This window comes from Clostridium sp. CM027, from assembly GCF_024730565.1.
GTDB classification, from domain to species: domain Bacteria; phylum Bacillota; class Clostridia; order Clostridiales; family Clostridiaceae; genus Clostridium_AD; species Clostridium_AD estertheticum_B.
Genome location: NZ_CP077725.1, coordinates 3306250 through 3321537, shown reverse-complemented (window position 1 = coordinate 3321537; position 15288 = coordinate 3306250). Strand labels below are relative to the sequence as shown.

Sequence of the window (15288 nt, the reverse complement as noted above, 5' to 3'; positions counted from 1 at the left end):
AACTTTAATTCCCCTAGGGAATACAATATAATATGGATGGGAAAAGAACAAATAACGTGAAACCAAAATTTCACGTTATTTTATTTTATAAGTATTTATAATGTTTACAAAAGGCTAAAGTAATAATAGACATACTTATTTACACAAGAAAGTAATCCCTAATACTGTTGTACAAACTCCAATTAACAATAATAATATAAAACCGATTATATTTTGTTTTTTAAGTTGCAAAATACTATAAAGTAAAGTATCGATACCAACACAAACCATTACTAAATTCAATAGAGACTTATCGTCTATACCATTGTAGGAATTAAATATATGAATAAAAAACAATATAAATATGGCCACAGAAACTATTTTACGTGAACTTTTATAAAATAAAGAATTTTCATTATATAGATTCATAAACATTCTCCTTTATTAAAAAATAAGATAGTATCTTATTTTTATATTTATATTTATATAAATATTTTAATACTTTGTGTAATTATTTTCAAGAAAATCAGTTTGATGCTACCCCCGTCATTCAATATAATAAGATGTTATAAAGATGTTATATTATCTATTTGGATCTGAGTTAATACATTGTTGTCTTTATTTCTTTATTTCAGATGTTCTTAATAATATTATCTAAATTAACTTCTAAAGGCGAAAATATATCCTGTAAGTACAATGTATCACCTTCAATTATGGAATTACAATCGCATCCTGCTCTATATAATGTCTTCTTTATTCTTAATTGTAAGTAAGGTGACTTACTTGCATGCTATACTTTGCTGCTTTTATTGTCAAGATATTTATTAAGGTACATTAATTTTAAATATACCGATCAATCAAACTAACTTATAAATACGCATATAAACATATAATAATTGTTATATTTTTAGTTGAATATATCTATTTTTACTCCTTCATAGAAATATCTCGTTGAAGTTGAATCCATAAATATAATCCTATTATGCAAGTTAATATTTCTGTTATAGTCATCGACCATATAACTCCATGTAAACCAAACGTATATTTTCCTAAAATCATAATAGGAATTAATAATGTTCCCTGCACTACAGACATTATGGTTGCATCTTTACCTCTTCCAGCTCCTTGGAATATTGCTATAAAAAGACCAGTAATGCCAGCAAACAAAGCTGAAATAAGCATAGCTAGCAAAATGTATATCCCAGTGTTTATTACGTAAGTATTATGGCTAAATAAATGTAATATTGGTTTTCTGAAGATAAATATTATCAATGAAAAGGCCATAGTTAGGATTGCAATATAGGCTGCAGTAATATTTATAATACTCTTCATTCGTTTTATATTGTTAGCTGCATACGCATAAGCAATTAAGGGAATAACTCCAATATATAACCCTTTAGCAGCAAATTGAGCAAGTTGGGCAATTCGCAGAGATATTCCAAATGCAGCAACAGCATAGTCGCCATAGTATGCTGAAAAATTATTTAACAATAAAACGGAAACAATCAAAAATGCATCTAATAGGAAAGAGGATATTCCTATCTTAAAAATATCTTTCAACATGCTAAGCGTTGGTTTGAATGTACTTATGGAAACTGTCAAAGTAGAACTTTTGTTTTTAAGGTAATAAACATAGTACAATACTGCACATGTATTCGCAACAACTGTTCCAATTGCTGCTCCTACAATATTTAAATGACATGTAAAAATTAATATGGGGTCCAAAACAATATTTATGATAACACTTATAAACATACCATTCATCGAGACTTTTGATGATCCCTCCGCTCGTACTACTTGTCCTAATGCAAAGTTAGAAATTACAAATGGACTTCCTAAGATAAGAACCATAATAAAATCTTTGGTGAACAAAACCGTATCACCTTTTGCCCCTAATACTTTTAGAATAGGATGAATTAAAGGTATCGCGAATAACATAAAAATAAATCCAGCTAATATACTTAAGAAAAAAGTAACTGATGAAACTTTTTTTGCATCTTCTAATTTTGTTTCCCCAAGTAACCTAGATATATAGGTTCCACCACCTACACCAAAAATATTTCCAATTCCCGATAATATGATTGTAAAAGGTAACGCTAAGGTGACAGCTGTCATCATCGATGTGTTATTTAGCATTCCAATAAAAAAAGCGTTAATAACATTATAAATCATAATAACGGACATCCCCAACATCATAGGCACTGCCATGTGTGCAATCGCTTTTGGTATAGTTGCTTGTTCAAAATAATAATTTTCTGTATTTTCCATATAATGATCCTCCTTAAATTCTCGGTAGTGTAAATTTTTTATTTCTTATCAACGGTTTGTTCTGTATATTGTGTATTGATTTTAAATTTACACATTTAAAATTCACCTCTCGCAAAAGAATATTTATGTTTCCTCGGCAACATAACTATTCTATCACTTTATTGTTTCCTTGTCAATAATAAAGGAGGCTGTATCATACGCTGATGTTTCAGCGCTTTGAAACAGCCCGCCTTAGGCTATTTTTTATACAACTCCATTATTCAGAACCATTTCGATTTGTTATATCTACACCTTGCTTCTTTATTTCTGCATCCAAATGCCTACTATGCTTTTCCACGAAGCTAAGCATGATATCAAATTGTTCCTCGGTTACCTGTTCAGTTCTGAATGTGACTCGATTGGCATTGTATTACATTCAGAATACCAATACACTTAATAAAGTAAACCCATATCTAGTGATATGGAATGCCGTGATTAGTGACACCGGCTCTTTTAGTAATTGGATTAATAACAAAATAATGCTAACAGCAATTAAGGTTATTCATGACAAATATGGTTAATAATGATATCATAAACATAACAATTTAAGTTTAAAATTTCAAATGAGGTGGTAAAAAAATGAATAAATCAAAAGTAGAAAAAGTAAATTTTTATAGTGATGTCCTTGGTAAAGAAATGCCAATGTTAGTGTATTTACCTGAATGCTATAATAGTTTAACTCCTCTACCGGTATTATATTTTCTACATGGAAGAAGTGGGAATGAAAATTTAATGTTTGAAATGGATATAAACGCTAAAGCTGATCGAATGATAAAAAATGGGGACATTAAGCCTATGATAATTGCATGTCCAAGAATTGAAAACAGCCGTGGTTTTAATTCATCCTTAATCTGTAAAGAGGTGCCTGATCCTGGAGATAATAATAGAATCATAAATTTAGGAATGTATGAGGATTACTTTATGAAAGAAATATTGCCTTTAACAGATAAAACTTTCAATACTATAAAAGATAGAAAAGGAAGATATATTGGAGGGATATCTGCTGGGGGTTATGCAGCTCTTCACAATACATTTCGACATCAGCACATATTTTCAAAAGTAGGAGGGCATATGCCTGCCTTAGAACTGAAACTTGAAGAGGAAGACAAGCCATATTATAAAGACATGGATGTATGGGAAAAATATGATCCAATATATATTGCAAGAAACAATAATATTTCTTCTGGTATTGATGTATATCTTGATGCTGGAGATAAGGATGAAGGTAGATTTTATGAAGGCTGTTCAATTTTACATAAAACATTGAACGAAAAAGGCATAAATTCTCAAAATCATGTATTCCCTGGTAATCACAGTGCTGAATATATACAATCAAATATTGAAAAATATCTAAAATTTTATGGATGTTAATATGTTGTGTACAGGCCTTGTGTAATTTATACAAGTATAAAAAATAATAAACCACTTTCTGTAGATGTATGATAAATCAATAGTAGGATAGTTTTTAATAAAGCTAAGAACTATTTTATATAATAGGGGTTGAAAAAACAAATGACGTGAAAATAAAATTTCACGGACATTTGTCTTTTACCTCTATACGTCCTATAGCTAATAGTTACTTTAATGTACGTAATAAACCATCATGTAATTGATATTTTTAGCCTATAATTGAGAATATACACTACTTTTTTGCAGGATTTACCCCTTTTTATATTCCAAATTCTTACCATTAATCTGGCAAAAACTATATTCACTTATGTAAGCTAAAATATATGCCACTATAGCTAAAACTTTTAATCCTTTTGAATCAAAATACTTGTAACTTATAACTATTGCAAATAGTACAATTAAATCTGTAACCATAGTTATACAAAATGTATTCCATATTAAGTTACTTTTTTCTTTTTTTTCCATTTTATTTATAAAATTCAAAGAACTAAACTCAGTATTAATATTTAATTTGTATAACAGAACAAAACAAAAACAACTAATTATAGCAATAATAAATATATACATAATTGGTAATAAAGTAACGCCATTTAATAGGTTCAAAATTATTATTAATCCGAGTACAAATACCGCAAGTATTAGAGTGGTTTTTAGCGCAGTAAATATTAATAAAATTTCCCGCTCGTCTCTTTTTCTAGGAAACAATATATTTCTTGCCATATTCCATATAATCAATAAAGCAATGCCCACTTCACCTATAATTTTTATATCATTCAAACTTAATCATCCTCCCTAATAAATTCAAAAACATCATCAATTTTCTTGTTCAAATAGTTAACAATTTTAAAAGCTAATTTTAAAGATGGATTAAATGCTCCTCGCTCTATTTCAAGGATTGTTCCTCTCGAAACACCAATTGCTTCAGCTAATTCCTCTTGGGTTATTTCTTTTTCAGCTCTTAAAACTTTAATCTTAGTTTTAAACATTTTTGTCTTAGTTAAATTTTAATGCACCTCCCTGTTAACCAATCTACTATAATATAATTATAGTAGTATATATAATATAAAATATCAATATTATATTAGTTTGAAAATAGTAATGGGCATACAACATAATAAGTCTTGTATTGAGCCAAAATAAAGACCCCTCTGAAATAATATAATGTATCCTATAGAGTAGACATTAAAAAAAAGTGAACTGCCCCCTGTCAAGTAGACAGGGGGCAGTTCATTAATACTTCTAACGCTGAACCTATATCTTCATAGGAGTTGGTTCTGTTAAATAACATAATATTTCTCCGAAGTAACCTTGCACTGAGTGCTTTGCAACAAGAAACGAAAAAACATTGAATTTCCATTTAGAAATTCTTGTTTTGCTAATATAAAATTCTCGTGAGACTTCCTGGAAGGAAAACTCGCATACTTTTATTTAATATTCAACATTTCTTAGAGATAATCCTTTTGCTTTTGCCATCGGTATATACTCTGATGCTGTTTCTTCATTTAGTAATTTTTCTATATCCATTGCCTTAATTTTTCCTTTACCCACTTCTAAAAGGCTTCCTATAATAATTCTTACCATATTCCATAAGAATTCATCTGCATTAATTTCTATTTCAATAATGCCTTCTTTTTCTGTTATATTTATATAATTGATAGTCTTAGTAGTTGATTTAGTATTTGTAGATACTGTCGCTAAATACTTAAAATCATGAGATCCAACTAAAGACTCTGCCGTAATTCTCATTTCTTCTAAATTAAGATTCATCTCAGAGTGATAAACATATTTTCTATTAAATACATTTCTTAGTTCATTATTATTTATTTTATACACATAAGTAATTGATTTTATATTATACCCTGCATGAAATTTTTCACTTGCATCCACCATGGATTTCACTACTATGTCCTCTGGTAAAAATTCATATAAACATTCTCTCATCTCATCTATGCTTAACTCACAATTAGTATGAAAGTTTGCCATATAATTTTCAGCATGTACACCTACATCAGTTCGCACGCAGCCTGTAACCTCTATAGGTTCTCCTGCCATTTTAGATAATGCACCTTCTAGTTTACCTTGAACCGTTAAATCGTTATCTGATTGTTTTTGCCATCCTTTATATCTACTTCCATCATATTCTAATATCATTTTTAAATTTCTCATATATATCCGCCTTTAACTTTTTTGATTATTCATGTTTTAATTTTACCCAATGAACATTTTAATTATAGCTTTTCTATTAAAATAAAGCTAATATATTTATCATTATTTAATTTCATATACCCTAGTTTCATAAGGTCTTAATTTTATATTCACACTAGCGGCATAACCTTCCACCACATAATTTGATAGCAATAGTTTAGCCTTTTCATAATGGATATGCTTTGGAAACTCAAATATTGGTTCATTTCCAAAGAAATTAACTATGATTAAGATCATCTCCCCCTCTAATTGTCTTAGATATGCATATATTTCCTCATCTTCTCTATTAATTTCCTCAAAGCTTCCATATACCAATACAGCCTTGTTTTTTCTTAAAGCTATCAATTTTTTATAATAATTTAGTATTGAATTTGAGTCTTCTATTTGTTCATCCACATTAATTTTTCTATAATTTGAATTAACTTTTATCCAGGGTGTGCCAGTAGTAAACCCTGCATTTTCACTATTATTCCACTGCATTGGTGTTCTTGAGTTATCCCGCGACATATAGCGTAGTCCCTTTAGATAGTTTTCTTCACTCACTAACCCGCCCTTAACTAAATCTTTGTGTTTATTAAAAACAGCCACATCTCTATAATCTTGTAATTTAAAGTCCCAAGCATTGGTCATTCCTATTTCATCTCCATAATAAATAAAAGGAGTTCCCTTTTGAGTTAATTGAAGACAAGCTAACATTTTTGCAGATTCTTTTAAATAATTCTTCTCTTCTCCTAGTCTTGATATAGTTCTCGTAGTGTCATGGTTCGAGTAAAACAAGGGGCACCAACCTTCTTCTTCAGGCCTTCCTTGCCATCCACTCATATTTTCCTTTATATCTTTTATTAAGTTTATAGGTTTCCTTTCCCAATCAGTTTCCCCTCTACCCACACTATGCATATCAAAATGGAAGGTAAAGTCTAATTCACCTTTATCTTTTCCTGTATAAACATAGGCATTTTTATAGTTTACTCCACCCGTCTCACCAATTACTACATGATACCCAGTGTTAAATACCTCTTTTCTTAATTCTTTTAAATAATCATGAACTTCAGGTAGATTTTGTACATATTTTATAAAATCACCATATACATGACCTTCTTCTATTATTCCATCTGGAAAGGAATGATCTTTTCCGAGATGATTAATAGCATCCATTCTAAATCCATCTACCCCTTTTTCCATCCAGTACTTTATCATGTTCTTTATTTCTTCTCTTAATTTTTCATTTTCCCAATTTAAATCTGGTTGTTTCTTAGAGAAAATATGAAGATAATATTCTTCTGATATCTCGTCATATTCCCAAGCGCTGCCTCCAAAAAAAGACCCCCAATTATTTGGAGGGTTACCCTTTGTACCTTTATTCCAAATGTAATAATCTCTATAAGCATTATCTTTGCTCTTTCTACTCATTTGAAACCAAGGATGCTCATCAGAAGTGTGATTTATTACCAAATCCATCACTAACTTCATTTTTCTAGAATGAAGTTCTTTAACTAACTCATGAAAATCTGCAAGCGTCCCAAATTCATCCATTATGTCTCTAAAGTCACTGATATCATATCCATTATCGTCATTAGGTGATTTATTTATAGGATTTAAATACAATATGCCTACTCCTAAGTCTTTCAAATAATCTAGTTTTTCTATTATCCCTTTTAAGTCACCTATTCCATCACCATCTGAATCCTTAAAACTTCTAACATATGCCTGATATGCCACTGCTTCCTTCCACCATTTTTTATCCATGGTTATCCCCCTCTTCAATTTTTTAGTTTTAAGACTTATGCGTAATTGCTATTTCTATACACGGTTGGAGAAACCCCCACTATAACTTTGAAAGTTCTACTGAAATGGCTTTGGTCATAAAACCCCAATAAAATCCCAATATATAAAATGCTTTCATCTGTACTGAGCAGTAGATTTTTTGCCCTGTCTATTTTTATTTCTTGCACATATTTCATTACTGAAATACCCATCTTCTTTTTAAAGCAATCGCTTGCATAACCCACTGAAATGTTTAAATCTCTAGCTAACTTATCAAGCGAAGAGTGATTTTCAATATTAATATGTATGTATTGAAGCATTTTATTAATCATAAAATTATCAGTGACTTCAATATCATTTATTAAAATATTAAAATATGCTGTGACCATGCTTATTTCTAAAGCTTGTAACTCAATTAAATCAGTAATACCTTGGACTTTATCATAGAAATTATTATATAGAGGATGCAGCGCACTTTTTGATACGCCATTTTTTATAATTTCCTTTGTGTATATAGCATTCCAAATAATTAAATCATTTTTTTTATTGCGAGCGGACTGTCCATTTTCTTTTTCCTGTAGATGTTTTTCTTTTAGGGTGCTTAATACTTTTGGTATATTTTTTGATTCGATGAAAAATGATATATCATTATTAAAAATATAAATATCTGATTCAAAGGTCTCCAGCATATTTTCACCTCTTTATTTTAATAATCACCTGCGGTGCTGCAATATTAAAGACTTCCGAAGGAGATTTACCACCTTGAGTTATTTAGTTGACTCTCTCTCAACTAATTTTGTATCAATAATATAATTGGTTATATATTCTTTCTCATCTTCCAATTTATTTATTAATAGCTTAACTGCAAAATAACCTAATTCTTCAGAATTAATATCAACTGAAGAAAGTGTAGGCTCTCTGTATGCAGTTAATGGTGTGTTATTAAACCCAACTATTGAAATATGGGTTTTGGACATTTCGCTTATTGCTTTTGATGCACCAAAGGCAATTAAATCGTCAGTGGTGACAACAGCTGTAGGGCTGGATTTTTCTAAAATTCTTTTCATAGCATCATAACCACTACTTTCTGTAAACTCTGCTACTTGTACCATATTTTCATCTATTTTCATCCCAATGTTTTCCATGGATTTCTTGTAACCTTCTAACCTATTTATAGTTACATTAAGTGTAGCCGGTCCTCCTATAAATGCAATTTTTCTCTCACCCTTTTGTATAAGATAATTAACAACACTATACATGGCGTGAAAGTTATCATTATCAACCCATAAAAGTCCTTCTGTATCTTCTGGTTTTCCTATTACTACGAAAGGATAATCTACCTTTTTTAAATAAGTGATGCATTTGTCATCCTTTTTTACAAATGGCAAAATAATTCCGTCAACTCTTCCACTATTTATTAAACTTGTTATATACTTTACTTCTTGATCCTCATTACTACTGTAAGCATACATAATATAATATCCCTTTTTTTGAGCATAATGGCTTATTCCCCTCATAATTTGAATGAAAAATGGATTAGAAAATAAATCTTCATCAGTGCTAGGTAAAATAAGTCCTATAGTTTTGGTTGTTTTACTAACTAAGCTCCTAGCTATTGCATTAGGGTGATAATTGATTTCTTTCATTACTTTATAAACTTTTTTCTTTGTTGCATCACTAATTGTAGAATTATCCGCAATAACTCTTGAAACTGTTGAGGGTGATACATTTGCTAGCTTTGCTACTTCCCTTATAGTTATCGACATGAAAACTTCACTTCCTACTTTCTAAAAATATTTATACGAGTTATATTATAATAAAACTTGATTTCTGAAATGTCGTTAAAGTTTTAGACATCATCTAAAATAACTAATTAGTATGTTATTCTAGATGATGTCTAATTATAAAACTAACCTTTAGTAGCACCAGATGCTAGTCCTTCTACAATGTGCTTTTGTAAATATACAAACAGCAATGTAATTGGAATAGCAACTAAAATTGCACCTGCAGCGAACATTGTAAATTGGGTGTTTTGTTGTTTTTGAACCCATTCAAATAATCCCATCGCAAGTGTTTTCTTCTCACTGCTTTTTAATATTATTTGAGGAAATATAAAATCAAACCAAGGTCCCATAAAGTTTGTAAGTGCAACTAATGTAATTATAGGCCTTGCCAAAGGTAATATTACCTTTACGAAAATAGTCATATTTGAAGCCCCATCTATTTTTGCAGCTTCATCTAAGCTTCTTGGAATACCATCGAAAAAGCCTTTACATAACCATGTATTATATGGTATTTGTCCACCTGCATACACAAGAATTAAACCCCAATGACTATTTAATAATCCTAACTTACTTATTAGAATAAATACAGCAGTCATAGCTAAGAAACCGGGGAACATTTGTAAAATCATCATTGTCATAAGCCCTTGTTTTCTACCCTTAAATTTAAATCTAGAAAATGCATAAGCAGAAAGTGTTGTTAGTATAACTGACAAAACCATATTAATTATAGCAATTTTAAATGTATTCATATACCATTTCGGAAAATCAGTTTGTGTAAACAACTCTTTATAGTGGATTAATGTTGGATTTTTAGGAATTATAGATGAACTAAATAAGCTTGTACCACTATTGAATGAGGATAAAACAATCCAAATTACCGGTGTCAATATTACTATACATAATAGCACCAATATAGCATATATAATTATTTTTTGAATTACATCGGATAAATTTACCTTTTTATTTTTTACTATTTTTTTATTCATTACATCATGTCCTCCTCTTTGAAGGCTTTGGTTTTACTAAAGCTATATGCTGAAATACTTGCAACAAAAATAAATAATATAATGGTAATTACAGATGCCATATGGTATTGATTCTGATCCTTTGTCATCTTATAGATCCATGAAATTAAGATATCAGTATCTCCTGCATATTGTAAACTTCCATTAACTGGATTACCGTCTGTTAACAAATAAATCATTCCAAAGTTATTAAAATTATAAGCAAAACTCATTGTTAATAGTGGCATTGTTTGAAAAAGCACTAGTGGCAAAGTTATTTTATAAAATTGTTGCCACTTGGTTGCACCATCAATTTCAGAAGCTTCATATAAAGACTTGTCTATATTAGTAAGTATTCCTGACATAAGTGCCATAAAATAAGGTGATCCTAACCAAACCGTTATTATTAAAATCATTATTTTCGCAATAGTGGGATCTGTAAAAAAAGGTATTTTTCCCATTCCAAAGGAAGCTAGCATATTATTTACTGGACCTGGTCCACTAAATGCTAATCTCATTATAAGTAAGGATATAAATGCTGGTATAGCATAAGGCAAAAGAAAAATTGTTCTAAAAAACTTTTTGAATCTTATTCCCTTAGCATTAGTTATTAGTGCTAAGAATAAACCAACAAAAAAGTTACAAGTAGTGCTTACTACAGCAAATATAAGTGTCCAAACTCCTACTTTTAGAAAAGTATTATTCCACATTTTTAAATTTACTAATTGTTTAAAGTTATCAAGTCCAACCCAGTCAACTAAGTTCCTTGGTGGCAAATGATTAGGACTTGAATAGTTAGTAAAGGCAACTACTACGGTGAACATAATAGGAAGCATAATAAAAAATACAGTAAACAAGAATCCAGGTGTTATCATGATATGAGGAAAATATTTTTCCCACACATAACTTAAGAATTCTTTTGTATTTAGTGGTTTATTACCTTTTTCTATACTTTCGCCTCCTCGTTTTGCATCATAGATATTAAGTATGTATACTGAAATTACAAGAAATAAAATTATAACAGCTATAAGACCTTCAATCATTAAGAAAATAGAATGATCTCCTGTTGCTTTCCCATTCACAAATTTCACACCAGAATCTCCTAGTGAAATTAGTCCCTTTATTGATGTTGAAAAATATCTTATATTAAATAATGCTACTATTTCTATAATTGCAAGAATAATTCCTTTGAATATTTCTTTGTTATATATTTGTCCTAGACCCATAAAGAGCACAGAGAAAAGAGTTGCTTTTTTTGATTTTTTCATTTCATACCTCCTAAATCAGATAGAATTTTATTTTAAATTAGTCATTTGCTATATAGCAAATGACTAACTTCTATTTACAACTAATTATTTTTGAGCAGCTATTGCGTCTCTTATAGTTTTAGCTGCAGTTTTAAGTGCTTTTTCGGGAGCAACTCCATCGTTCCACATTGATGAAAATGCTGCTCCGTATGGAGTCCAAACAAGTCCTATTTGAGGATTTGATGGCATTGGTACAGAATATTTTATTTGCTCTAAAAATGGTGCAACCATTGGATCATCTTTAATTTTAGCGTTTCCCATTAGTTTTGTTACTGGTGGTATTTGTTTAGTCAATTCATATCTTTTTAATAACATTTCATCAGATGTTGCTAAACTAGCGAACATTTGAGCTGCTATTGGATATTTTGAATAAGAACTAACAAATAATGTTCTTATTCCTGATAAACTTGATTGTTGCTTTCCATTAGTTAATTTAGGTAATGGTGCTACCCCAAAATTAACACCAGCCTTTTCTCTACCTGATACTGCCCATGGTCCATCTATCATAGCTCCTATTTTTCCTTCATCAAATAAACCTTCCACAATTGCATTAGTTGAATCTGCTGCATTGATTGGTAAAACTTTTTTCAAATCCATTAAAGATTTTGCTCCGTCAATTGCTCCAGCTGAATCAATACCTACGTCTGTTTTATCAGTTCCATTTTTAAAAATATAACCGCCGCTTCCTGCTATAAAACTATGAGAGAAGTAAGCATTTCCGATATCCCACATAAATGCATATTTGTTTGTTTTTGCATCATTAAATGTTTTGGCTTTTGCAATTATCTCTTCATAAGTTTTTGGTGCTGTTTTGAATACATCTTTATTGTAAAATAATCCGTAAGTATCTACTGCTGTTGGATATCCGTAAACTTTACCCTCATATGATACTGCATCTAAGGCTGATTTTAAATAGTCCTTCTTAACTCTTTCTGCAAATAGGTTATTTTCTAAAACTAAACCTGATGATACAAGTTCTCCAGTGTGATCATGTGGTGCATCAAATACATCCGCCCCTACTCCAGCTGGTCCATCTGTAGCCATTTTGGCTTTAGTATCAATAGCTCCAACTTCTTCATATGTAACTTTTACTCCGTATTTCTTTTCAAACTCAGTACCAATAAGCTTCATATAATCTGTTTCAACGCCTTTAGCCGTCCAAACTACTAGTTTAGCTCCTGATTCAGGTTTCACTTCAGTTGCAACTCCTTCTTTAGCTGCTGTTGCTTCTACTGCTACTTTTTTAGTACCACATGCTGCTAACGATACAGTGCATGATAAAGCTAATAATAGACTTAATACTTTCCTTTTCATATTTAATCCCCCCAAAATAGTATTTTTATAACATCTCTGCAAGCGTTTGCATATTTTTATTGTAAACCGAATTTTCAGAACTGTCAAATAATCTTTTTACTGAATTTTGTTTAATTAACTATAGTAAAATACTATGTAATATTATTATGAAATCAATTTCAAAATCACTTTGAGCCCTTATAATCTCTAGTTTAGATTCTCTCAATAACAATACTGCTTTACTTTATTACAACAATATTCTAAGGAAATTTTGTACAAACGTATACGCAAATGCACAATTTTATATTACAATTCAATAAATACAAATAAATTAACATAGTGTATATACATATTTTATTAAGTATATACAATCATCAATAAATGCTTATGATATAATTGCACCCATAAATATACTAGGGCATACAGGAAATATCCATGACAACTTCCACTATTTACTTTTTTCATATGCCTAGAATAAACATAAAAGTGAGGTAGATTAAAATGAATAAGCATGCAATATATCATATTACTGAAACACCCTATGCCTATGGCAGAGATTTAAACACTCTAGTGCTGCGTTTAAGAACAGCAAAAGATGATGTTAAAAAGTGCAATTTATATTATAAAGATAGATATAACTGGGATGATCCATATGATGTTAAAGAAATGAAAATTACAGCTCAAGCTGACTTATTTGATTATTTTGAAACAGAAGTATCCGTTGAGAGAAACAGATATAGATATTACTTTGAGCTAATTGATTGGGATAATAATATAATATGTTTTGATGAAAGAGGCTTTAGAGATAAGACAACAGATCTAAAAGAAATCACAGCTTTTCAATTTGCCTATTTGGCAGAGGGCGATTTGTATGAAGAAGCTCCTTGGTTACAAGAATCAGTTGTATATCAAATTTTTCCGGATCGTTTTTATAATGGAGATAAAAGTAACGACCAAGAGAATACTTCCAAATGGGGCAGTGTAGTAAACACTGAATCTATGTTTGGTGGAACTATTAAGGGAGTGATTGATAAGTTAGACTATCTAGAGGAATTAGGCGTTAATTTAGTTTACTTAACTCCAATATTTAAATCCACTTCAAACCACAAATATAATACAGCAGATTATTATGGCATAGACCCTCAGTTTGGGACCTTAGACACAGCAAAAGAGTTAATAAAAAAATGTCATGAAAAAGGAATGAAAATTATTTTTGATGCTGTATTCAATCATTCAGGAAGTGACTTCTTTGCCTTTGAGGATTTACTAGACAAACAAGAAGCTTCAAAGTATAAGGACTGGTATTTTATCGACAGTTACCCAGTTAGTACTGATACTGTGAACTACTATACTTTTGCTGATGACGTAAGCACAATGCCGAAATTAAATACTCATAATAGTGAAGTAAGAGAGTATTTATTAAAGGTGGGAGAATATTGGGTAAAAGAAATAGGAATTGATGGTTGGAGACTGGATGTTTGCGATGAAGTTGACCATGATTTTTGGAGAGCTTTTAGTAAAGTAGTTAAAGCAGCTAATAAAGATGCGGTTATTGTTGGTGAAATAATGCATGAAGCAAACTCCTTCTTAAAAGGAGATCAACTGGACAGTATAATGAACTATCCTTTTAAATCTGCTTTAGTTGATTTTTTCGCTAATAGAAGCATAGCTGCAGAAGAATTTGACAATATATTATCTTCTAATAGAACTCTTTATATGAGTAGCATCACAAGGCAACTCTGGAATCTAATGGGTAGTCATGATACTAAGAGATTTTTAACTGAATGTGAGGATAATGTAGACAGAATGAAGCTTGCAATCGCCTTCCAATTTTGCTACCAAGGAGTTCCATATATTTATTATGGAGATGAAATAGGTCTTAATGGTGGTGAGGATCCTCAGTGCAGAAAATGTATGATTTGGGATGTAGAAAAACAAAATATAGAATTATTTAACCACTACAAGACTATGATATCTCTTAGGAAAAATAATAGTGCTTTAATTTATGGTGGCTACAAAAAACTCTATTGCAAGGACAATGTATTAGTTTTTGAAAGAAGTTATGAAGGTGACTCTCTATTAATTGCTATTAACAATAGTGATGAAGAGTATAATGTTAAGCTATCTTTAGATAACACCGCTATAGATATTTTCACATCACAGGAAACAAAATTAAACAATGGATTAATATTAGACCCTATGGAATTCAAAATATTAAAGTTATAGGAAATAAGA

13 protein-coding genes and 1 pseudogene are annotated in these 15288 nt (G+C 30.2%); 2 read left to right on the top strand and 12 right to left on the bottom strand.

The genetic code is table 11. The features are described 5' to 3' along the window. Window positions 1–135: 135 nt before the first annotated feature. From KTC92_RS15750 to KTC92_RS15740, 3 genes and pseudogenes are all read right to left on the bottom strand, one after another. On the bottom strand, window positions 136–408 hold the full coding sequence (locus tag KTC92_RS15750; RefSeq protein ID WP_216303936.1) for a hypothetical protein: 273 nt from the start codon (window positions 406–408) through the stop codon (window positions 136–138). 498 nt (window positions 409–906) lie between these two features. Further along, window positions 907–2247 carry an MATE family efflux transporter gene (locus tag KTC92_RS15745; RefSeq protein WP_220286134.1) on the bottom strand — a complete coding sequence of 447 codons (1341 nt, stop codon included), beginning with the start codon at window positions 2245–2247 and terminating at the stop codon, window positions 907–909. A gap of 256 nt (window positions 2248–2503) precedes the next feature. Next, window positions 2504–2626, bottom strand: a pseudogene (locus KTC92_RS15740) (MarR family transcriptional regulator); the annotation flags it as partial. A 239-nt stretch (window positions 2627–2865) separates the two neighbouring features. On the opposite strand from KTC92_RS15740, the gene KTC92_RS15735 reads away from it, so the two are divergent. Continuing rightward, complete coding sequence (locus tag KTC92_RS15735; protein ID WP_220286135.1) at window positions 2866–3657, top strand: esterase family protein; 792 nt, start codon at window positions 2866–2868, stop codon at window positions 3655–3657. Window positions 3658–3945: 288 nt separating this feature from the next. Here KTC92_RS15735 and KTC92_RS15730 read toward each other — a convergent pair whose 3' ends face one another. The 9 genes from KTC92_RS15730 to KTC92_RS15690 form a co-directional block, all read right to left on the bottom strand. Next, the gene (locus tag KTC92_RS15730; protein WP_216303933.1) at window positions 3946–4473 is read right to left on the bottom strand and encodes a hypothetical protein; all 528 of its coding nucleotides are present in this window, start codon (window positions 4471–4473) and stop codon (window positions 3946–3948) included. A gap of 2 nt (window positions 4474–4475) precedes the next feature. Beyond that, complete coding sequence (locus tag KTC92_RS15725) at window positions 4476–4682, bottom strand: helix-turn-helix transcriptional regulator (RefSeq protein WP_216303932.1); 207 nt, start codon at window positions 4680–4682, stop codon at window positions 4476–4478. Between the two features lie 442 nt (window positions 4683–5124). After that, window positions 5125–5862 (bottom strand): tRNA pseudouridine(38-40) synthase TruA, encoded by a 738-nt coding sequence (gene truA, locus KTC92_RS15720; RefSeq protein WP_216303931.1) that lies wholly within the window; start codon window positions 5860–5862, stop codon window positions 5125–5127. Window positions 5863–5964: 102 nt separating this feature from the next. After that, window positions 5965–7647: an alpha-glucosidase gene (locus tag KTC92_RS15715; RefSeq protein WP_220286136.1), complete on the bottom strand. Its 1683-nt coding sequence runs from the start codon at window positions 7645–7647 to the stop codon at window positions 5965–5967. Between the two features lie 35 nt (window positions 7648–7682). After that, a complete protein-coding gene (locus KTC92_RS15710) occupies window positions 7683–8354 on the bottom strand; it encodes an AraC family transcriptional regulator (RefSeq protein ID WP_220286137.1) in 672 nt (223 codons plus the stop codon). A 78-nt stretch (window positions 8355–8432) separates the two neighbouring features. After that, window positions 8433–9431 (bottom strand): LacI family DNA-binding transcriptional regulator, encoded by a 999-nt coding sequence (locus tag KTC92_RS15705; protein WP_220286138.1) that lies wholly within the window; start codon window positions 9429–9431, stop codon window positions 8433–8435. A 143-nt stretch (window positions 9432–9574) separates the two neighbouring features. Then, complete coding sequence (locus KTC92_RS15700; RefSeq protein WP_220286139.1) at window positions 9575–10435, bottom strand: sugar ABC transporter permease; 861 nt, start codon at window positions 10433–10435, stop codon at window positions 9575–9577. Then, the gene (locus KTC92_RS15695) at window positions 10435–11721 is read right to left on the bottom strand and encodes a carbohydrate ABC transporter permease (RefSeq protein WP_216303926.1); all 1287 of its coding nucleotides are present in this window, start codon (window positions 11719–11721) and stop codon (window positions 10435–10437) included. Before KTC92_RS15695 ends, KTC92_RS15700 begins: the two co-directional genes overlap by 1 nt. 84 nt (window positions 11722–11805) lie before the next feature. Further along, a complete protein-coding gene (locus tag KTC92_RS15690) occupies window positions 11806–13074 on the bottom strand; it encodes a maltose ABC transporter substrate-binding protein (RefSeq protein WP_220286140.1) in 1269 nt (422 codons plus the stop codon). 480 nt (window positions 13075–13554) lie between these two features. On the opposite strand from KTC92_RS15690, the gene KTC92_RS15685 reads away from it, so the two are divergent. Next, complete coding sequence (locus KTC92_RS15685) at window positions 13555–15279, top strand: alpha-glycosidase (protein ID WP_216303924.1); 1725 nt, start codon at window positions 13555–13557, stop codon at window positions 15277–15279. The last annotated feature ends 9 nt before the right edge of the window (window positions 15280–15288 follow it).